This is a genomic window from Paraglaciecola sp. IT1134 (genome assembly GCF_058068185.1).
On sequence record NZ_CM176486.1, the window covers coordinates 1,710,263 to 1,730,348 of the forward strand.

The window sequence follows — 20,086 nt, forward strand, 5'->3', positions numbered from 1 at the left end:
TATATGTGGCTTGTATTTTTAAAAGAATTAACAGAATTGCTCAGAGACAGAAAAACCCTGTTTTTCATGATCGCCTTGCCCATTCTTATCTTTCCCCTAATTTTTGGTGGTATGGCTTATTTTACCAGTCAAGCAATGGATAAAGCCCAAAGCAAGGTCTTGAAATATGCCCTGGTTGGCGGCGAGCATGCGCCTCAGTTGGCGGCTAAATTTGCAGAGTCAGAGCAATTTGGCCAAGTGCAGTTAACACAAAACACCGATTATGCGGCGCAAATCAGCGCCCAAGTCGTGGACTTTATATTGGTTATCCCCTCTACGTACTCAGCAGATGTGCTTAATCATGGCCAAATCAGGATTCAGTTATATTTAAATGATGCCGGTTTGAATCTGGTATATGACAGAGTGAATGCCTTGGTAAAACAACAATCAGACCTTTTCCAGCTCGCTGCTTTTTTCGCGTTGGGGCTCAATGAAAAGCAGCACCAGGGGTTGTTGCAACCCATAGTGTTAGAAAAAGTCGATACCGCAGATGAGCGAGAAAACTGGGGCGAGAAAATCGGTGGCATGTTGCCCTATTTGCTGTTTATTTTGTGTTTCCAGGGAGCGATGTTCCCGGCAACGGACATAGGCGCCGGAGAAAAAGAGCGGGGCACCCTGGAGACCCTGTTAATTTCGCCCATCGAGCGTAACAAAATAGTACTGGGCAAGTTTTTCACTATCGCTTTTGCCGGGGTTATGACCGCCCTTATTACTGTGGCGAGTATGGCGGTGTGGGGGTTGGTATTAAGTCAGGGATTTGCCCTGCAGTTTGTGGCTGATTTTATGGGCCAAATCGGAGTACTGGATTTTGTCCTGATGTTTTTAATGTTGATACCCGTGGTGGCGATTTTTGCGGCAGTGTTACTGAGTATCTCAATATATGCACGCAGCTTCAAAGAAGCGCAAAGTTACATGGGACCATTGGTGATTGTGGTCATCATTCCTGTGATCATTGCCCTTATGCCAGGGGTAGAGCTCAAAGGGGGCTGGGCCTGGGTACCCTTGACTAATGTGGCACTGGCCATGAAAGAATTGGTTAAGGGCACCATGGATTATTACCAGCTGATTGGGATCTTCGGTTCAACAGCGCTTATTGCCGGTCTGTTATTGGGGTTTTGTGTGTACTGGTTTAATCAGGAAAAAGTGCTGTTTAGATAACCCACAATTTTCAGTGTATAAGCTGGCTGTAAAATCGGGTAGAGGGATATGACGACCTGCGCAGCTTTTTTAATAAAAGCCCAGCCGCACCCCAAGGTAAAACCTATACGCCGGTTACGCCCATTTTTGCTATAGCGTTGTTAATGGCTGTAGCCATTACCTGGTACAGCTTGTTTTCGATACTATCGATGCGCACGGTTGAGCTATTTATGGCTATCACCATGACCATTTTGGCAGTGCAATAACTGCGAGACATAAACAGTTTCTCCAACCCGTTTATTACCTATGATCTACTGGTCATGAAAGTAGTGCGCTACGCCTACGCCTACCCATTTGCCCAAGCGTACGCTGGCCTTGGCATGATAGCCGGGATCAAAGCCTGGTTGGTGGCACCCGTATCACTGTTTATTGGTACTGTAGGCGCGATATCGGTTATCAAAGCGTTGTATATCGATAAACGGGAACTAAAGTGCGCTTGTGCCGGGGGCGATACCGAAGTGCCTGTAGGCTTTGTGTCACTGACCGAAAACTTTTTTATGATCGCCGCCGGTAATTGGATGCTGGCTAAGTAAACACGGTAAGTAGCCTGGCTTTCAGGTTGCAATCCTCGACAACGGGCTGACTACTGAATTGCCACCACGTTGCAATATATGGGTATAAATTTGCGTGGTACGCAAGTCGGCATGACCGAGTTGATCTTGCACGGTACGAATATCAGCGCCGGATTGGAGTAAATGGGTGGCAAATGAATGACGCAGTGTATGGGGGCTAACTCGTTTTTCGATATTAGCCAACTTAGCGGCTAAAGCAATACTGCGCTGAATTTGCTTTTCGTTAATATGATGACGGCGGTAAAACTGGGTTTCTGGATCAATACTGAGGTTTGCAGCGGGAAACAGATATTGCCAGCTAACGTTTTTGTTAGCCCCTTGATATTTTAACCGCAAAGCATGTGGCATCCAAACGCCTGCGAACCTATTATCTTGCAAATCCAGCGCTAAATATTGTTTCACCCTGGTTACTTGCCTGTGTAACGCAATGGTCAACTCGGTTGCTAACGTCACTACACGGTGTTTCCCGCAGGGCAATCGCATTAAAATATTTGTAGCAGTTTCAGCAAGTAATCATTATCCCAACCTGCCATTTGCCGCTTAATTTTAATACCTACCTTATTATCCTTATCTGACGTTAATAAATTCAAAGATATGTGGCGTAATATTGCCATGTTTTGATCTGCATATCCTTGACGAATTCGACAATGATCCTCGTCAAATGCCATATCTAATCTCCAGTGAAGATTATTCTCTACCCCCCAATGAGCACGTACATAGTGAGCAAATTTCTCTGCATCGTTATGCTTAACGCTACTAATAAAGTATCGCGTTTCTTCTGACCATTCGTTCGCAAGAAACCTTCTTGATTTAACGCTAACAATACTGGCAAGGTGTGGGTGAGTATGATGCTCAGTAAGCCAGTCAATTCGGTTGCAGGAAGTCACTGTTCTTTCTTCAATACGGCCATGCCCTGAATCAATACTCTTATAAGTATTTAACATGCCCTCATAACTTTTAGGGGTATTTTCAAAGAATAAAATCACATCATCATGTAGGGTGCTTTGATTTCCTTTCAGTGCGGTTAAATAATCAGCGCCTTTACTCACGATCAGTTCAGCCGATTTCTTTTGTGTGTTTAATGCATCGGTTGTGATGATACTGCCTGTGATGTCTAAGTTTTTGAGTAGGGAAGGTAAGGCGGTTATTTCATTCGATTTTTCATCAACTTTCACTTGTCCAAGTGCCAGCTGATTATCATGTGACCATGCGCTAACCATATAAATAGCTGATTTATTAGATGACTTATCATGAGAGCGTCGAAGGCATTTACCGTCAATAGCGATCACATCCCCCGTGACATTTTTTACTATCTCTTTGATCCAGCTAGAAAAACAGGTTTGAAATTGCTCAGGATCAATTAAGGAAAAAATACGCCCCAAAGTATCATGAGACGGAATACCATTTTCTAGGGATAAATATTGTTCAAACCACGTGCGTTTAATGTTGGCAAATTTTTCAATGGCAACCCAGCCATCACAGCCACAGATAACGGCACATAGGGTAATAAAAAAGATATCATCTAATTTATGTAATTGTTTTCTTAGAAGACGAGGATCTTCGATGTCTTTGAAATGTTCGATAAGTGTGGGCTTGTATTTGGTCATATTACGTCGCGTAAAGCGAAGTAATAGATCAAATTAGGGGATCTGTGTCAAGCCATTTTTAATGCGATTGCCCTAGTGTTTCCCGCCCTTACCATTCCAGATCCGCAAGCAATGATAGTCAAAATCAATATCTTTCACCCTCAATCGTGTTGCTTCCATCAAGCGTAGCCCACTGCCATAAAGCAGACTAACCGCTAGATGATAGTTACCAGGGGTTTTTGCCAGCAATCGTTTTACTTCATCCACAGTTAATACCACAGGCAACTTCTGTTGACGTTGGCTGCGCACAAAATTCAATTTCAAATCCAGCGGACGTGCAATAATAGTCTTATATAAAAAGCTCAAAGCATTAAGTGCACTAGCCTGGGTTTGGGCTGCGACATGCCTTTTACTCACCAGATAATTTAAAAATGATTCAACATCCTGATCACTGAGCTGAGCCGGATGTTGGTTATGATGAAAGTGAATGTAAAACTTTATCCAATGCAAGTAAGTTTCAATGGTGCGCTTGGCATAGCGCTTTTGCTGCATAGTTTCGATAATATGTTGTAAAAAAGGTGAAGTTGACATGGTCAATCCCAATAAATAATTACACTGTATGTATAGCCAGTGGTTGTGGGTTTGTCCAATAACAGCAGATCGGGTACAGTTTAGGGTAATCTTACAAGTGTATTTTGCAAAAAGTTGAAAAAAACCATATAAAAGAGAAACATGAGAGCGGTGTAAAAATCTGCTCAAGATTATATTGGACAAAATGGCGTGTTTAAACACCCCGTTTTGTCGTTAACTAAATTGTTAGGCTACTCAAAAATTTCTTTAACCGACTAAGCATATAAGAGGTATCAATTGCTTAAATTAAAGCCCCATCGATATTTTCAACTTTTCGGCCTTTACGGTGTTCTGTTTTTAATTCCTATTTTACAACAGCAAATAAATGATCTGTCAGGATTAGAAGAAGATTATAAAAGAAAACAAAATGAGGCTGTAATCCAACATATGTATTACGATGTTAAGCAGTTAGTTTGCAAACAGCTTGGGCAGCAGGCTACTACCCATGATTGCAAAAAAGGTATATATCAGGATATGCAGTTGAGTTTTGCGATAGAAAGCGAAAAAGAAGCAGCAGAAGACAAGGCAGAACTTTTAAATAAATACTGGTTCATATATTACTTTATTGCAATCGTTGGGTTAATTGGTAACTACCTCGAATACAGAAAAGAAAATATAGATTCTGTAGCGTCGTCTCAATCGTAGCCTAACAAACTGTTCAAACGGGACTGCTAAAGTTTGGCTCGGTTCCGCTTCGCTTCACATTTTAGCCAAACATTATCAGCCCCTTAACAGGGCGTTAGGCGCAAACAGAGCACCAAGGAATGAAAAGATGACCGTGGAGTTGCCAAAACTAAAAGTAGAAGGTCGAGCTTCAAATACCGATCCGGAAGATTTTACGAGAGACGGACAAATTTATCGGCGCAACGTATTGGTTAGCGCCTCCCTAGCATTTCTTCTCGTTATGTCGGTATCCATGGAGCCCGAAATACTCGGAATAAAAATTTCCTCAATTACTTTGTGGGCATGTATGGCAGTGGCACACATTTACCAGTTCACTATGTGGCGGCTTACGTCTCCCATAGAAATGGATACAGAAAAGCACTTTTTTAATTTTCGTGGGTTATGGCGACAGGCAACTGGTGTAGGCACAAAGGAATTTCCGGGGAAAACCAAAGCACAAGTATTAATGCTACGAGCACTTCCAATTTGGGCTTTCATATTAGGCCTCGTCTGCATTCTGGTGGGGGTGAAAGATGTGTTGTACGTGTAAGCGCCTAACAAGGCCAATGCACATGGAAAAATTTAACCTACGCTCCTTCGTCGCTACGGCTAAATTTCCCAGTGATTGGCGACGTTATGTTTTTAAGTGGGGAGGAAGATTGAAATTAACTGAATGTCCAAAATGCAAAGAGCCGCAAAAACTTTCGACGCTTTTACTTATCAACAATATGACGAACAAAAAATGCCATAAATGTGAATGTGTTTTGAATTATGATTCAGGAAAGTCTGCGCTGTTACTGGTATCGATTATATTTCCGGTTTTCATACTTGAGCAATTTAAAGATTATCTAGGCGATTGGTATATTGCTCTACTAGTAATTGGTTTTTTTATAGGCATATACTCTTACGTAACAAAAATTCCGTTGGTACAGAAAAACAAAACATAACAAAAACATCATGGTGGGAATTTTACTCGCTGAACAGCGCTCCCAAAATCCCCATATATTAAGCGTTAGTGCGTCAAGGAAGCTTGATGCATCTTGCAGGGTGTAAGTCCCTGTCGGGTAAGGTTTAGCCAGCCACCCGTATCGAGTCTTGCGCATTGCGCGGAGTCTGAGCAAAGGAAGTGCTTTGCTGTGTGAGGACACAATCAGATGAACAACCAATGTGAAGCGTAGACAGAGAATTATATAGGCCATAGGGAATACGTGTTCCTGAAGTGCTGGTATCGCTGGGATAATAAATAAAGTCCTGACTGACGAGGCTTGTAACGCCGTCGAAGTCCACGCAAAGCAACCATTATTCAAGATATTTGAAGCGGCAAGGTTGTGGCGAGTCAGTCCAGTTATCAAGCCGTGGCATGTATAAAGAGATGCATCAGGAACTTGAGAGAGCCAAAGGTGTTCCATAAGGAAATGGTAGGGTAGCTAAGCCACAAGCGAGGCCAACGATGACCCTTCGGCAGTCAGATCAGCCCGTAGTAGTCTGAGCAGGGGAAAGCCTTGTACATGGCGAAGGAGCTGACAGTTATATCAGGTGTTTAGCAGACACATAGGCCGGACAAAGTAGGGCTGGAACCACTATGACAACCGAACTAAACGCCATCACATTTAAATCACAAACCCATCCCCGCCACAGATTTCAGAGCCTATATGGATTGCTAGGTGACGATTTACTGTATCAAAGCTGGGAGCAACTGAATAAACGAGCCGCGCCAGGTGTTGATGGCATTACAGTGCCAACATACCAGCAGTCGCTTGTGGAAAACCTCACACGTTTACGTGTTGCACTGACAACCAAGTGTTATCGTGCGAATGACATTAAACGTGTCTTCATCCCAAAAAGTAATGGCAAGCAACGCCCATTAGGACTTCCAACGGTTGATGACAAGCTTGTGCAGCAAAGCGTAAGCCAGATACTGCAAAGTATCTGGGAAGCGGATTTCTTGCCAAACAGCTATGGATACCGACCGCAGAAAAGTGCTCATCAAGCGGTACACAGCTTGGCGTTAAATCTCCAGTTTAAAGGCTACGGTTATATTGTAGAGGCGGATATTAAAGGCTTCTTCGATAACATTGACCATGACTGGCTGATGATGATGCTCAAGCAGCGCATTGACGATAAAGCACTATTGAGCCTGATTGGACAATGGTTAAAAGCACGGATAAAAGCCCCCGATGGGACATACATCAAACCCCAACGTGGCTCACCTCAGGGCGGTATCATTAGCCCAGTGTTGGCTAATATCTATCTGCATTATGCATTGGATCTATGGTTTGAGAAGAAAGTAAAACCTCGCATGCGAGGCAGAGCCATGCTGATCCGCTACGCGGATGATTTTGTGTGCGCGTTTCAATATGCCAATGATGCAGAGCGATTTTACCGAGTGCTACCAAAACGGCTAAAGAAGTTCAAACTTGATACCGCGGCGGAAAAGACCAGTCTATTAAGATTTAGTCGATTCCAACCAAGTAGTAAGCGGCAGTTTGTCTTCTTGGGCTTTGCATTTTACTGGGGAGTGGATGTAAATGGTAAACCAAGACTACGGCGACGAACTGCAAGCAAAAAGCAGCAAACCAGCCTTAGCGAATTTTACCAGTTCATCAAATCCAAACGCTCGCAAAAGCTAGCGATGTGGTTGCCTCAATTAAAACGTAAACTGACAGGGTTTAGAAATTACTTCGGTCTGCCTGACAATAGCCGCAGTGTGAGCAAGTTGTACAACTATGTATTGCATAGTCTGTACAAATGGCTGAACAGACGCAGTGGTCGTCGGAGTTACAACTGGAGTAATTTTAAGAAGATGCTAGAGTATTTCCAAATACAGAAGCTACGAGTTAGCAAAAGAGTGATCAATGTTGACTGGTACTAAGATGGGCGTGATTTACACGCGTGAACATATAACTGAAGAGCCGGATGCGGTAATTCCGCACGTCCGGATCTGTGTGGGGTCGGCTCAGTAATGGGCCGCTCTACCACGATTAGCTAAATGAAATAATCTAGCTTTGAGTATTAAAAAGGAAGAAAAATGAAATATGCAGTTTTAATTTTAGCTTTATTTTCAATCAGTTCATCGGCGAACAAATTGGATAATTTTGTCAGCTCAATTCAAGGCGGAAATTTTACATTGTCTGATATTAAAGCATTACACGATTTAGAGTCTTCAGGGCAACAAATCGGTTATGGTTTATGTGTTGCAGCAGGGAAAAGCCCCACAGTCGAATGCGCTAAAAATGGTAGCATTGGTTATGGATTATGCGTAATTGCAGGTAATTCACCTACTGTGGAATGCAAGGTAAATGGAACTATTGGGTATGGGATGTGTGTACTATCAGGTAAATCCCCCACAGTTGAGTGTAAGAATAACCAGTAATTAGCTATAACAAGTTGCTTAAACGGAAAAATAACAGTTGGCCATCGCTTCGCGATTATAGCCAACCATTATTTCCCGCTTAGCAAGGCGTTATAAGGCGTAAACAAGTATGGATAAACAGTCTAGGATGGAGCTTCGAAGAAAGGCTGGTTATAGAGACTTACCTAAACCTCAAGTGAGTTATCAGGGGCCAGAGTATTCAATGTCTTTTGCTTGTTGTGACTGCAAAACGTCAAATATGCGCCAATTCAATCTTGCTCCATGTGATTACCCTAGAACTATTGAGTGTCCTGTTTGCAAAGGTGTTGCCGTTAACTTGGGTCGTCACTTCAAACCGCCTAAAAAATCTGATGCGGCTCAATGGAAAAAGGTAGAGTATTTAATTGAGCATGGTTTTATATTTCAAAAAATTCGTACAATTAAAAATAGCTATGACAGCGTGCCTTATCCTGAAAGTTTAGCTCAAGCTAAAGAATTTGTAGTCAAGTATCAAAAGTATGCGGTGGAACCGCCTTATAACAAGTCATTAAAGCAGGACTAAAAACAGCGGGCTGTTCGCTTCGCTCCATTTTAGCCCACTATTTTTAGCCTCTTAATGAGGCGTTAGTGCGTCAAGGAAGCTTGATGCATCTTGCAGGGTGTAAGTCCCTGTCGGGTAAGGTTTAGCCAGCCACCCGTATCGAGTCTTGCGCATTGCGCGGAGTCTGAGCAAAGGAAGTGCTTTGCTGTGTGAGGACACAATCAGATGAACAACCAATGTGAAGCGTAGACAGAGAATTATATAGGCCATAGGGAATACGTGTTCCTGAAGTGCTGGTATCGCTGGGATAATAAATAAAGTCCTGACTGACGAGGCTTGTAACGCCGTCGAAGTCCACGCAAAGCAACCATTATTCAAGATATTTGAAGCGGCAAGGTTGTGGCGAGTCAGTCCAGTTATCAAGCCGTGGCATGTATAAAGAGATGCATCAGGAACTTGAGAGAGCCAAAGGTGTTCCATAAGGAAATGGTAGGGTAGCTAAGCCACAAGCGAGGCCAACGATGACCCTTCGGCAGTCAGATCAGCCCGTAGTAGTCTGAGCAGGGGAAAGCCTTGTACATGGCGAAGGAGCTGACAGTTATATCAGGTGTTTAGCAGACACATAGGCCGGACAAAGTAGGGCTGGAACCACTATGACAACCGAACTAAACGCCATCACATTTAAATCACAAACCCATCCCCGCCACAGATTTCAGAGCCTATATGGATTGCTAGGTGACGATTTACTGTATCAAAGCTGGGAGCAACTGAATAAACGAGCCGCGCCAGGTGTTGATGGCATTACAGTGCCAACATACCAGCAGTCGCTTGTGGAAAACCTCACACGTTTACGTGTTGCACTGACAACCAAGTGTTATCGTGCGAATGACATTAAACGTGTCTTCATCCCAAAAAGTAATGGCAAGCAACGCCCATTAGGACTTCCAACGGTTGATGACAAGCTTGTGCAGCAAAGCGTAAGCCAGATACTGCAAAGTATCTGGGAAGCGGATTTCTTGCCAAACAGCTATGGATACCGACCGCAGAAAAGTGCTCATCAAGCGGTACACAGCTTGGCGTTAAATCTCCAGTTTAAAGGCTACGGTTATATTGTAGAGGCGGATATTAAAGGCTTCTTCGATAACATTGACCATGACTGGCTGATGATGATGCTCAAGCAGCGCATTGACGATAAAGCACTATTGAGCCTGATTGGACAATGGTTAAAAGCACGGATAAAAGCCCCCGATGGGACATACATCAAACCCCAACGTGGCTCACCTCAGGGCGGTATCATTAGCCCAGTGTTGGCTAATATCTATCTGCATTATGCATTGGATCTATGGTTTGAGAAGAAAGTAAAACCTCGCATGCGAGGCAGAGCCATGCTGATCCGCTACGCGGATGATTTTGTGTGCGCGTTTCAATATGCCAATGATGCAGAGCGATTTTACCGAGTGCTACCAAAACGGCTAAAGAAGTTCAAACTTGATACCGCGGCGGAAAAGACCAGTCTATTAAGATTTAGTCGATTCCAACCAAGTAGTAAGCGGCAGTTTGTCTTCTTGGGCTTTGCATTTTACTGGGGAGTGGATGTAAATGGTAAACCAAGACTACGGCGACGAACTGCAAGCAAAAAGCAGCAAACCAGCCTTAGCGAATTTTACCAGTTCATCAAATCCAAACGCTCGCAAAAGCTAGCGATGTGGTTGCCTCAATTAAAACGTAAACTGACAGGGTTTAGAAATTACTTCGGTCTGCCTGACAATAGCCGCAGTGTGAGCAAGTTGTACAACTATGTATTGCATAGTCTGTACAAATGGCTGAACAGACGCAGTGGTCGTCGGAGTTACAACTGGAGTAATTTTAAGAAGATGCTAGAGTATTTCCAAATACAGAAGCTACGAGTTAGCAAAAGAGTGATCAATGTTGACTGGTACTAAGATGGGCGTGATTTACACGCGTGAACATATAACTGAAGAGCCGGATGCGGTAATTCCGCACGTCCGGATCTGTGTGGGGTCGGCTCAGTAATGGGCCGCTCTACCACGATTATGCCATTGGAGTTTGCATTAAAATTATGAGGTTTCGGTTCAAAAAGTTAAAAACTGTAGCCTACTTTTTATTAGCATCTTGTATGTTTTTTATTTATTGGATTGTCAGCTCTATAAATACTGGGGAAATTAGTCTCCGAGGTAGCTTTTATAATTTAAATGATTCACCTGGTGGTTTTTGGTTTTCCATCACTGTTTGTGGCTTATTAGCTTTAATCAGTTTTGGTGTCATATTCTTAAAAAACGATGAGTAGAATAGCTGGCATATAACAAGCTGTTCAAGCGGGACAAATAACAGTTGGCTAGTTTCGCTCCGCTTCACATTTTAGCCAACTGCAATTTGCCCCTTAACAGGGCGTTAGTGCGTCAAGGAAGCTTGATGCATCTTGCAGGGTGTAAGTCCCTGTCGGGTAAGGTTTAGCCAGCCACCCGTATCGAGTCTTGCGCATTGCGCGGAGTCTGAGCAAAGGAAGTGCTTTGCTGTGTGAGGACACAATCAGATGAACAACCAATGTGAAGCGTAGACAGAGAATTATATAGGCCATAGGGAATACGTGTTCCTGAAGTGCTGGTATCGCTGGGATAATAAATAAAGTCCTGACTGACGAGGCTTGTAACGCCGTCGAAGTCCACGCAAAGCAACCATTATTCAAGATATTTGAAGCGGCAAGGTTGTGGCGAGTCAGTCCAGTTATCAAGCCGTGGCATGTATAAAGAGATGCATCAGGAACTTGAGAGAGCCAAAGGTGTTCCATAAGGAAATGGTAGGGTAGCTAAGCCACAAGCGAGGCCAACGATGACCCTTCGGCAGTCAGATCAGCCCGTAGTAGTCTGAGCAGGGGAAAGCCTTGTACATGGCGAAGGAGCTGACAGTTATATCAGGTGTTTAGCAGACACATAGGCCGGACAAAGTAGGGCTGGAACCACTATGACAACCGAACTAAACGCCATCACATTTAAATCACAAACCCATCCCCGCCACAGATTTCAGAGCCTATATGGATTGCTAGGTGACGATTTACTGTATCAAAGCTGGGAGCAACTGAATAAACGAGCCGCGCCAGGTGTTGATGGCATTACAGTGCCAACATACCAGCAGTCGCTTGTGGAAAACCTCACACGTTTACGTGTTGCACTGACAACCAAGTGTTATCGTGCGAATGACATTAAACGTGTCTTCATCCCAAAAAGTAATGGCAAGCAACGCCCATTAGGACTTCCAACGGTTGATGACAAGCTTGTGCAGCAAAGCGTAAGCCAGATACTGCAAAGTATCTGGGAAGCGGATTTCTTGCCAAACAGCTATGGATACCGACCGCAGAAAAGTGCTCATCAAGCGGTACACAGCTTGGCGTTAAATCTCCAGTTTAAAGGCTACGGTTATATTGTAGAGGCGGATATTAAAGGCTTCTTCGATAACATTGACCATGACTGGCTGATGATGATGCTCAAGCAGCGCATTGACGATAAAGCACTATTGAGCCTGATTGGACAATGGTTAAAAGCACGGATAAAAGCCCCCGATGGGACATACATCAAACCCCAACGTGGCTCACCTCAGGGCGGTATCATTAGCCCAGTGTTGGCTAATATCTATCTGCATTATGCATTGGATCTATGGTTTGAGAAGAAAGTAAAACCTCGCATGCGAGGCAGAGCCATGCTGATCCGCTACGCGGATGATTTTGTGTGCGCGTTTCAATATGCCAATGATGCAGAGCGATTTTACCGAGTGCTACCAAAACGGCTAAAGAAGTTCAAACTTGATACCGCGGCGGAAAAGACCAGTCTATTAAGATTTAGTCGATTCCAACCAAGTAGTAAGCGGCAGTTTGTCTTCTTGGGCTTTGCATTTTACTGGGGAGTGGATGTAAATGGTAAACCAAGACTACGGCGACGAACTGCAAGCAAAAAGCAGCAAACCAGCCTTAGCGAATTTTACCAGTTCATCAAATCCAAACGCTCGCAAAAGCTAGCGATGTGGTTGCCTCAATTAAAACGTAAACTGACAGGGTTTAGAAATTACTTCGGTCTGCCTGACAATAGCCGCAGTGTGAGCAAGTTGTACAACTATGTATTGCATAGTCTGTACAAATGGCTGAACAGACGCAGTGGTCGTCGGAGTTACAACTGGAGTAATTTTAAGAAGATGCTAGAGTATTTCCAAATACAGAAGCTACGAGTTAGCAAAAGAGTGATCAATGTTGACTGGTACTAAGATGGGCGTGATTTACACGCGTGAACATATAACTGAAGAGCCGGATGCGGTAATTCCGCACGTCCGGATCTGTGTGGGGTCGGCTCAGTAATGGGCCGCTCTACCACGATTACATACTTGAGGGCACCAGCATCTTAATTAGGGCAATAAAGAGTCAATTAAATCTAAAGCCATATTTCTACTCACAATCAGCTAGGGTTGGTGCTTTTGGTTGTTTTTTGGGTTTTATTTTTGCCTATAACTTGTGTTTTGTTATTGCTTCTCATTTTGGAATTGACTCTGATGTCCCTTTAATAAGCTATGATAATTTTCTGGTTATGACTGTTTTCGCTTTATGCTTTTTCACACTGTTATTTTCTCTATATATATTCTGTCTTTTGTCAGGTGCCGTTTATTTTGGTATTAAGCTAAAAAAAGGGCACTTGAGTAAGCAAGAGTTTATAAATATTGTGTTCAAAGGTGTCTATCCTCAGCGGTGGCAAAAAGGGTTGTAATTGTATGTATAACAAATTTATCAAACATCATTACGGCCAAAAAACGGCCTCCACTGGACGCGCAAAACACGCGCGCCGTTTATAAAAAGCGTTAGGTTTCAAGGAGGATGTAATGTCTAGTAAAGTTTTTTTAACTATTTTGGAACGAGATTTTTTTTACAAGTCCATGTTTAAGTGCTTTATTGTGGCGATGACAATTTTGCTAATAGCGTTATCGCAATCCATCAATGTTATTTTGCCTATCGAAACAGAAGCTTATAAGTTGAAATTTGAAGTTCAAAGCGAGCTGCAGAAAGAATTCTCATCTTTCAATGAAATTGAATGCAAGTTAAAAATGGAAAAGTATAAAGAATGTAAATTAGCGAAATTCCAAAAATTATCTGCAGAACAAGGCACTGCTTTAATAGATATGATTAGATTACTAACTTTTTATCCTGGGTTAGTCTTTTTATTATTTTCTGCGTTGGGATTTTCAGTATGTTTTTACAGAAAATATATGGTAAATGAAACCTAACAATAACATCATTTCGCTCGCAAGCTCGCTGGGACAATTACTCACTGGCTTGCGCTTCGCCCAGTATAGCCAGCAAGTAATTGCCCCATATGTTAAGCGTTAGGAGGCACTTGTGTCGAAGGAAATTGATGACCTCTTGAACGGAAAAATAAGAAGCCCTAGTTTGGATGACAAACTATTTGTTGAGGCAGAAGATTGGTGGATGAATGCATGTTTGAACTGGTATCACGATCCAACCGAGCTGTATATCGTCGGGTATAAAGAAGCCGCTGACTCGCTCGTGGATTCAATTGCCAACCGAAAAGGAAGTGCTGATTCACTAATTTTTCCGATTGTTTTTTTGTATCGGCATTATGTTGAAATTAGGCTTAAATCATTGCTCCATGATGGGAATCGGCTGTTAGATAGAGAGCTTAAGCAAAAGTCAGAACATCAGCTATCGAAATTGTGGCCAAAAGTGCGAAACATACTAGTTGAACTTTGGCCAAATGAAGAAGGTGAAGATCTTAAGGCAATGGATTCATTAATTGCACAATTTGAAGAAGTTGATCCCCGATCTACAACCTTCAGATACCCTAAAGATTTCGACGGTAACAATTCATTAAAATTAGATGTTCCAAGGGTGAATTTGCGCAATCTAGCTGAAGTAGTTGGAGCAATGTCTATTATTTTGGAGGGTTCAGCAGGTGCAATTTCAGAGTATCAGGGCTACAAAAATGATATGCAAAGTGATTGCTGGTAAAGCTCCTAACAAGTCAAAGCACGCGGACTTGGTAAAGCTGTCACCTTTTTTGTTCCAAAAAATCCGCCAACTTCACCAAGCCGGTGTTTGAGGCGTTAGTGCGTCAAGGAAGCTTGATGCATCTTGCAGGGTGTAAGTCCCTGTCGGGTAAGGTTTAGCCAGCCACCCGTATCGAGTCTTGCGCATTGCGCGGAGTCTGAGCAAAGGAAGTGCTTTGCTGTGTGAGGACACAATCAGATGAACAACCAATGTGAAGCGTAGACAGAGAATTATATAGGCCATAGGGAATACGTGTTCCTGAAGTGCTGGTATCGCTGGGATAATAAATAAAGTCCTGACTGACGAGGCTTGTAACGCCGTCGAAGTCCACGCAAAGCAACCATTATTCAAGATATTTGAAGCGGCAAGGTTGTGGCGAGTCAGTCCAGTTATCAAGCCGTGGCATGTATAAAGAGATGCATCAGGAACTTGAGAGAGCCAAAGGTGTTCCATAAGGAAATGGTAGGGTAGCTAAGCCACAAGCGAGGCCAACGATGACCCTTCGGCAGTCAGATCAGCCCGTAGTAGTCTGAGCAGGGGAAAGCCTTGTACATGGCGAAGGAGCTGACAGTTATATCAGGTGTTTAGCAGACACATAGGCCGGACAAAGTAGGGCTGGAACCACTATGACAACCGAACTAAACGCCATCACATTTAAATCACAAACCCATCCCCGCCACAGATTTCAGAGCCTATATGGATTGCTAGGTGACGATTTACTGTATCAAAGCTGGGAGCAACTGAATAAACGAGCCGCGCCAGGTGTTGATGGCATTACAGTGCCAACATACCAGCAGTCGCTTGTGGAAAACCTCACACGTTTACGTGTTGCACTGACAACCAAGTGTTATCGTGCGAATGACATTAAACGTGTCTTCATCCCAAAAAGTAATGGCAAGCAACGCCCATTAGGACTTCCAACGGTTGATGACAAGCTTGTGCAGCAAAGCGTAAGCCAGATACTGCAAAGTATCTGGGAAGCGGATTTCTTGCCAAACAGCTATGGATACCGACCGCAGAAAAGTGCTCATCAAGCGGTACACAGCTTGGCGTTAAATCTCCAGTTTAAAGGCTACGGTTATATTGTAGAGGCGGATATTAAAGGCTTCTTCGATAACATTGACCATGACTGGCTGATGATGATGCTCAAGCAGCGCATTGACGATAAAGCACTATTGAGCCTGATTGGACAATGGTTAAAAGCACGGATAAAAGCCCCCGATGGGACATACATCAAACCCCAACGTGGCTCACCTCAGGGCGGTATCATTAGCCCAGTGTTGGCTAATATCTATCTGCATTATGCATTGGATCTATGGTTTGAGAAGAAAGTAAAACCTCGCATGCGAGGCAGAGCCATGCTGATCCGCTACGCGGATGATTTTGTGTGCGCGTTTCAATATGCCAATGATGCAGAGCGATTTTACCGAGTGCTACCAAAACGGCTAAAGAAGTTCAAACTTGATACCGCGGCGGAAAAGACCAGTCTATTAAGATTTAGTCGATTCCAACCAAGTAGTAAGCGGCAGTTTGTCTTCTTGGGCTTTGCATTTTACTGGGGAGTGGATGTAAATGGTAAACCAAGACTACGGCGACGAACTGCAAGCAAAAAGCAGCAAACCAGCCTTAGCGAATTTTACCAGTTCATCAAATCCAAACGCTCGCAAAAGCTAGCGATGTGGTTGCCTCAATTAAAACGTAAACTGACAGGGTTTAGAAATTACTTCGGTCTGCCTGACAATAGCCGCAGTGTGAGCAAGTTGTACAACTATGTATTGCATAGTCTGTACAAATGGCTGAACAGACGCAGTGGTCGTCGGAGTTACAACTGGAGTAATTTTAAGAAGATGCTAGAGTATTTCCAAATACAGAAGCTACGAGTTAGCAAAAGAGTGATCAATGTTGACTGGTACTAAGATGGGCGTGATTTACACGCGTGAACATATAACTGAAGAGCCGGATGCGGTAATTCCGCACGTCCGGATCTGTGTGGGGTCGGCTCAGTAATGGGCCGCTCTACCACGATTGTAACACGGAGAGTTTTGTGAAAATTATTTCTTTAGCATTTCTGAGCGCTTTGTTCGCTTACCCTTCCTTTTCTTCTGAAAACAGTTCTATTGGGTATAAAACAGTCGATATTGCCCTCCAAGCATTAAAAAATAAAGAAGGCACAAAATTAAGTATCCAAGGTGGCTGGACTATTATCGAAGATAAAGAAGATTCGAACATGGTTTTGTGGTCGTTTACGCCTGAGTCTCACGCCGCTCATCCAGCAGCGATAAAGCGTAAAGTTCTTGAGAAAAATCAAGCCATATACATTCAAATGTCTGCACTCTGCCAAGCTAAAAAAGTAGATTGTGATAAATTAATGAAAGAATTCGAGCAATTAAACAAAAATATCATGAAAGGCTCGTAATAAGTGTTACATAACAAAAAGCTTAATCGGAAAATCACTCACTGGCTGCGCCAAAACGTTCGCGTTTTCCGCTTAGCTTAAGCGTTAAACGAATAGGAGTATCGATTGGACTTCACTACAACAATTACAACGTCTGCAATTGTAGCCGGGCTAGTGAATGTCATCGGAATATTCTGGCTTAAAGAGCGCCTAAAGCAGTCGATTAAGCATGAATACGATCAAGATCTTGAACATTTGAAAAAAGATCTTGAATATGACTTAGACAAAAAGAAGCGCCTCTATGAGGGGAAGTTGGCGCAGTATAAAAAGTACTATTCCATGATGGACGCTTACTCAACAAACTCAAGAAGAGCACTTTTCAATTCCTTCCAAGAAGGAATTGTTGAGTTACTGCAAGACCCATCGGATGAAAACACCTTGAAATATATTAAAAGTATTTTTGCCCTTCAAGGCGATGTTTCTGATCAATTTTTTACATTTAAAAATGAAATTGGAGGGCTTAGACTTGAGGCGGGGGAAGAATTACTGGCACTTCTGGATAAGTATATCGTTCTTCTTGAGCAAGCCCAGGAGAAGACTGTTGGTTTCTTAAGCTGGATGAATTCTAATGCGACTAAATTTATAACTTCTCCAGACGAAACAAATGCATATGTCCAGAAGTATATGGCTGAAGAGTTTTCGGATTCAGGTAAAGATCTAGTCGATATCCAAGAACAAATGTTCAGGGAAATGAGGCGTGAGCTTGGTATCGTTTAACAAGCGACTCCAGTCTGACGGCTGGCACTACGCGCCTTTTGCGTTACTCGCTAGCGCTCAAACAATAACACAAAATTCGCTCCGCTCCAGCCGCAGCTGAGCCGAGCGTTATACGTTTCTTGTGAATATATATATGTTTGAGTGGCAAGTAGAAATAAAAATTAGCTCCTATGGTTCGTTCACGGGATTGGTGTGGCTATATAGGTTACTGTTTAAGCCCGAAGGCTACCAAGAGGTTGTTCATCATCGTTTATTGCTTAAAAACTCTAAAATATATTATAAACAAGGAAATGCAACACTTTGGATATTGAATATAAAAGATTTCTCGCACTTTGAAATACCAAACAATTTAAAGTGTTTGTATACCAATGGCTATGCAGTTCTAGTTCATACAAAGGACAAAGATATTCACTCAATTGAATGCACACTAGATGACACTGACTTTAAAAAGATGGAGTTGACCATTATTAATAAGTGGTGTGTCTAAACGTATAACAAGCTATTAAAAAAGGACAAAATAAAGTTGGCTTTTTGTTCACTCCGTTCACTTATTTTAGCCAACTCTATTTTGCCTGTTAATAGGGCGTTAGCCGTCAAAAGGATCCCTCATGAATTCAGAGTTTGAAGCACGATTTCCATCTATAAAAAGCATAAAAGTAGATTGTGAGGTGAAAGAAAAAGGCATACATCATATTAAAAGTTTGAGCTTTTCAAATGGAAATGTTGAGAATAAAATTCATTGTGGCGACTCAGAATGTATGTCAGGCGGAATTAGGATTTTTGATATGATTCAAAGCATGCTTGAAAAAAATGAAACGAAGCAATCATTTAGTCCAATATGTGGAGGTTATCAAATAATAAATCATTACAAAAACTTTTGTGATCAACAGTTTTTAATAAGTGTTGAAATTAACGGCTAACAAGACATTCAAGCAGGACAAAAAACAGTTGGTTTTTGCTCGTACCTCGCTATTATAATCAACTATTATTTGCCTCTTAATGGGGCGTTAGGTGCAGGGCGGGATCAAACTTTAGGTTATAATTAGTCATCTATCGATCACCTATTGATATAAACAGTCTGGAACTTTTTGCTTGAGGGTCGATCAGATCGTCAACTTTCCCCAATCGGTATTATCATATGGAACTCATCGACTGCTTAAAAGACGTTCAAGAGACACGCTCGCATATTAATCAAACATATCCGTTACTGGAAATCATGTTCCTAGTGGTGGCGGCTTTAGCCTGTGGCCAGAAAGGGTGGTCAGATATACAAGATTTCGGTGACGGCAATCTTGACTGGTTACGCCGCTATTTGCCTTATGAGAATGGCATACCCACCCGGCATAACATCGCCAAGATAGTCCGTGCTGTCGTGCCGGATAGCTTTGTCGGTGCCTTAGTCAAGTGGGCGAATGTGCGGCGCACCCGCCATGGCAAGCCATTAATTGCATTAGATGGGAAAGATATTCGGGGTGTCGAGCGCAGTGGTAAAGCCTCGCCCCTGAGTATTGTCTCAGCCTTTGATGTGCAGCAAGGCTTAGTGCTCTATCATAGTGCCACACAAGGCAAAGGTCAGGAAATTCAAGCGGTGTGTGATCTGCTTGATGCACTGGATATCCAGGATTGCATTGTGACGATGGATGCACTGCACTGCCAAAGTGACACACTGAGCTTGATCAAAAAACGCGGCGGCGATGCACTCGTACAAGTCAAAAAAAACCAGGACGCCTTATTCAATCAGATAGATGGGGCATTTCAGGCATACTGGCAACAATCTCAAACCCAGGACCACATCGCAGAGGCAAGTGAGAATAAAGGTCATGGCCGGGAAGAGTCTCGTTGTGTATATAGCCTGCCTGCTACTCTTGGCGAGGCACTCAAGATAAAGTGGTCAATGTTAGAAAGCGTTATCGCGGTCGTTAGAACCCGCAAGATAGCGAATAAAGTCAGTCACGAAACCGCTTATTTTGCTTGCACCACCCACCTCCCCTTAGCCCTGGCAGCGGATGCCACACGTCGTCACTGGGACACTGAAAATCGTCAGCACTGGGTGCTAGACGTTGTATTCAGAGAAGATGCTCAAACCATTTACACACGCAAGGCCGCGCAGAATATGGCGACAGTAAGGCGTTTCGTATTGAATTTACTCAGGCGAGACAATGGGAAACAGAGCATGCCACGCAAGATGAACAAGGCGGCATGGGACGAGAACTATCGTCATGATGTGTTGTTTACAAATTAGTTACAAAGTTCGCTCGCGCCCTGGCGTTAGG

Annotated in this window: 18 protein-coding genes and 2 pseudogenes; 17 read left to right on the plus strand and 3 right to left on the minus strand. The window is 43.1% G+C overall.

The genetic code is table 11. The features are described from left to right. The first annotated feature begins 3 nt into the window (after positions 1–3). Together AC3RV5_RS07450 and AC3RV5_RS07455 are read left to right on the plus strand one after the other, a co-directional pair. On the plus strand, positions 4–1,197 hold the full coding sequence (locus AC3RV5_RS07450; protein ID WP_489731315.1) for an ABC transporter permease: 1,194 nt from the start codon (positions 4–6) through the stop codon (positions 1,195–1,197). A gap of 35 nt (positions 1,198–1,232) precedes the next feature. Continuing rightward, positions 1,233–1,769, plus strand: a pseudogene (locus AC3RV5_RS07455) (MauE/DoxX family redox-associated membrane protein); the annotation flags it as partial. 21 nt (positions 1,770–1,790) lie between these two features. On the opposite strand, the pseudogene AC3RV5_RS07460 reads toward AC3RV5_RS07455, so the two are convergent. From AC3RV5_RS07460 to AC3RV5_RS07470, 3 genes and pseudogenes are all read right to left on the minus strand, one after another. Then, positions 1,791–2,276: pseudogene (locus AC3RV5_RS07460) on the minus strand (tyrosine-type recombinase/integrase); the annotation flags it as partial. 14 nt (positions 2,277–2,290) lie between these two features. Beyond that, positions 2,291–3,415: an ISAs1 family transposase gene (locus tag AC3RV5_RS07465; protein ID WP_489728476.1), complete on the minus strand. Its 1,125-nt coding sequence runs from the start codon at positions 3,413–3,415 to the stop codon at positions 2,291–2,293. 72 nt (positions 3,416–3,487) lie between these two features. Next, positions 3,488–3,985, minus strand: a complete 498-nt coding sequence (locus tag AC3RV5_RS07470; RefSeq protein WP_489731316.1) for a phage integrase N-terminal SAM-like domain-containing protein — start codon at positions 3,983–3,985, stop codon at positions 3,488–3,490. 276 nt (positions 3,986–4,261) lie between these two features. Here AC3RV5_RS07470 and AC3RV5_RS07475 point away from each other — a divergent pair, with 276 nt between their 5' ends. The 15 genes from AC3RV5_RS07475 to AC3RV5_RS07545 all read left to right on the plus strand — a co-directional run bounded on the left by AC3RV5_RS07475 (position 4,262) and on the right by AC3RV5_RS07545 (position 20,055). Beyond that, a complete protein-coding gene (locus AC3RV5_RS07475) occupies positions 4,262–4,669 on the plus strand; it encodes a hypothetical protein (RefSeq protein WP_489731317.1) in 408 nt (135 codons plus the stop codon). A 127-nt stretch (positions 4,670–4,796) separates the two neighbouring features. Continuing rightward, a complete protein-coding gene (locus AC3RV5_RS07480; protein WP_489731318.1) occupies positions 4,797–5,237 on the plus strand; it encodes a hypothetical protein in 441 nt (146 codons plus the stop codon). A gap of 22 nt (positions 5,238–5,259) precedes the next feature. Then, a complete protein-coding gene (locus AC3RV5_RS07485) occupies positions 5,260–5,634 on the plus strand; it encodes a hypothetical protein (RefSeq protein ID WP_489731319.1) in 375 nt (124 codons plus the stop codon). A 635-nt stretch (positions 5,635–6,269) separates the two neighbouring features. Then, entirely contained in the window at positions 6,270–7,559 is a 1,290-nt protein-coding gene (gene ltrA / locus AC3RV5_RS07490) for a group II intron reverse transcriptase/maturase (protein WP_489730469.1), read from the plus strand. Positions 7,560–7,715: 156 nt separating this feature from the next. Beyond that, positions 7,716–8,060, plus strand: a complete 345-nt coding sequence (locus AC3RV5_RS07495) for a hypothetical protein (RefSeq protein ID WP_489731320.1) — start codon at positions 7,716–7,718, stop codon at positions 8,058–8,060. Between the two features lie 109 nt (positions 8,061–8,169). Next, positions 8,170–8,601 carry a hypothetical protein gene (locus AC3RV5_RS07500; RefSeq protein WP_489731321.1) on the plus strand — a complete coding sequence of 144 codons (432 nt, stop codon included), beginning with the start codon at positions 8,170–8,172 and terminating at the stop codon, positions 8,599–8,601. A gap of 632 nt (positions 8,602–9,233) precedes the next feature. Further along, positions 9,234–10,523, plus strand: a complete 1,290-nt coding sequence (gene ltrA / locus AC3RV5_RS07505; RefSeq protein ID WP_489730469.1) for a group II intron reverse transcriptase/maturase — start codon at positions 9,234–9,236, stop codon at positions 10,521–10,523. A 1,039-nt stretch (positions 10,524–11,562) separates the two neighbouring features. Then, complete coding sequence (gene ltrA, locus AC3RV5_RS07510) at positions 11,563–12,852, plus strand: group II intron reverse transcriptase/maturase (protein WP_489730469.1); 1,290 nt, start codon at positions 11,563–11,565, stop codon at positions 12,850–12,852. A gap of 606 nt (positions 12,853–13,458) precedes the next feature. Then, positions 13,459–13,860, plus strand: coding sequence for a hypothetical protein (locus AC3RV5_RS07515; protein WP_489731322.1), 402 nt, complete (start codon positions 13,459–13,461; stop codon positions 13,858–13,860). A gap of 112 nt (positions 13,861–13,972) precedes the next feature. After that, positions 13,973–14,602 (plus strand): hypothetical protein, encoded by a 630-nt coding sequence (locus AC3RV5_RS07520; RefSeq protein WP_489731323.1) that lies wholly within the window; start codon positions 13,973–13,975, stop codon positions 14,600–14,602. A 665-nt stretch (positions 14,603–15,267) separates the two neighbouring features. Continuing rightward, on the plus strand, positions 15,268–16,557 hold the full coding sequence (gene ltrA, locus AC3RV5_RS07525) for a group II intron reverse transcriptase/maturase (protein WP_489730469.1): 1,290 nt from the start codon (positions 15,268–15,270) through the stop codon (positions 16,555–16,557). Between the two features lie 128 nt (positions 16,558–16,685). Then, positions 16,686–17,057, plus strand: coding sequence for a molecular chaperone DnaJ (locus AC3RV5_RS07530; protein ID WP_489731324.1), 372 nt, complete (start codon positions 16,686–16,688; stop codon positions 17,055–17,057). Positions 17,058–17,162: 105 nt separating this feature from the next. Beyond that, positions 17,163–17,813, plus strand: a complete 651-nt coding sequence (locus tag AC3RV5_RS07535; protein ID WP_489731325.1) for a hypothetical protein — start codon at positions 17,163–17,165, stop codon at positions 17,811–17,813. Between the two features lie 608 nt (positions 17,814–18,421). Next, entirely contained in the window at positions 18,422–18,733 is a 312-nt protein-coding gene (locus tag AC3RV5_RS07540; RefSeq protein WP_489731326.1) for a hypothetical protein, read from the plus strand. Between the two features lie 218 nt (positions 18,734–18,951). Beyond that, positions 18,952–20,055, plus strand: coding sequence for an ISAs1 family transposase (locus AC3RV5_RS07545; protein WP_489728374.1), 1,104 nt, complete (start codon positions 18,952–18,954; stop codon positions 20,053–20,055). Positions 20,056–20,086: the final 31 nt, after the last annotated feature.

Bases quoted from the DNA above. Each gene is read 5' to 3' on its own strand.
- AC3RV5_RS07545 (WP_489728374.1), top strand. From the start codon at position 18,952: ATGGAACTCATCGACTGCTTAAAAGACGTTCAAGAGACACGCTCGCAT.
- AC3RV5_RS07495 (WP_489731320.1), top strand. From the start codon at position 7,716: ATGAAATATGCAGTTTTAATTTTAGCTTTATTTTCAATCAGTTCATCG.
- ltrA (WP_489730469.1), top strand. From the start codon at position 6,270: ATGACAACCGAACTAAACGCCATCACATTTAAATCACAAACCCATCCC.
- ltrA (WP_489730469.1), top strand. From the start codon at position 9,234: ATGACAACCGAACTAAACGCCATCACATTTAAATCACAAACCCATCCC.
- AC3RV5_RS07500 (WP_489731321.1), top strand. From the start codon at position 8,170: ATGGATAAACAGTCTAGGATGGAGCTTCGAAGAAAGGCTGGTTATAGA.
- ltrA (WP_489730469.1), top strand. From the start codon at position 15,268: ATGACAACCGAACTAAACGCCATCACATTTAAATCACAAACCCATCCC.
- AC3RV5_RS07465 (WP_489728476.1), bottom strand. From the start codon at position 3,415: ATGACCAAATACAAGCCCACACTTATCGAACATTTCAAAGACATCGAA.
- AC3RV5_RS07485 (WP_489731319.1), top strand. From the start codon at position 5,260: ATGGAAAAATTTAACCTACGCTCCTTCGTCGCTACGGCTAAATTTCCC.
- AC3RV5_RS07515 (WP_489731322.1), top strand. From the start codon at position 13,459: ATGTCTAGTAAAGTTTTTTTAACTATTTTGGAACGAGATTTTTTTTAC.
- ltrA (WP_489730469.1), top strand. From the start codon at position 11,563: ATGACAACCGAACTAAACGCCATCACATTTAAATCACAAACCCATCCC.
- AC3RV5_RS07540 (WP_489731326.1), top strand. From the start codon at position 18,422: ATGAATTCAGAGTTTGAAGCACGATTTCCATCTATAAAAAGCATAAAA.
- AC3RV5_RS07450 (WP_489731315.1), top strand. From the start codon at position 4: ATGTGGCTTGTATTTTTAAAAGAATTAACAGAATTGCTCAGAGACAGA.
- AC3RV5_RS07480 (WP_489731318.1), top strand. From the start codon at position 4,797: ATGACCGTGGAGTTGCCAAAACTAAAAGTAGAAGGTCGAGCTTCAAAT.
- AC3RV5_RS07470 (WP_489731316.1), bottom strand. From the start codon at position 3,985: ATGTCAACTTCACCTTTTTTACAACATATTATCGAAACTATGCAGCAA.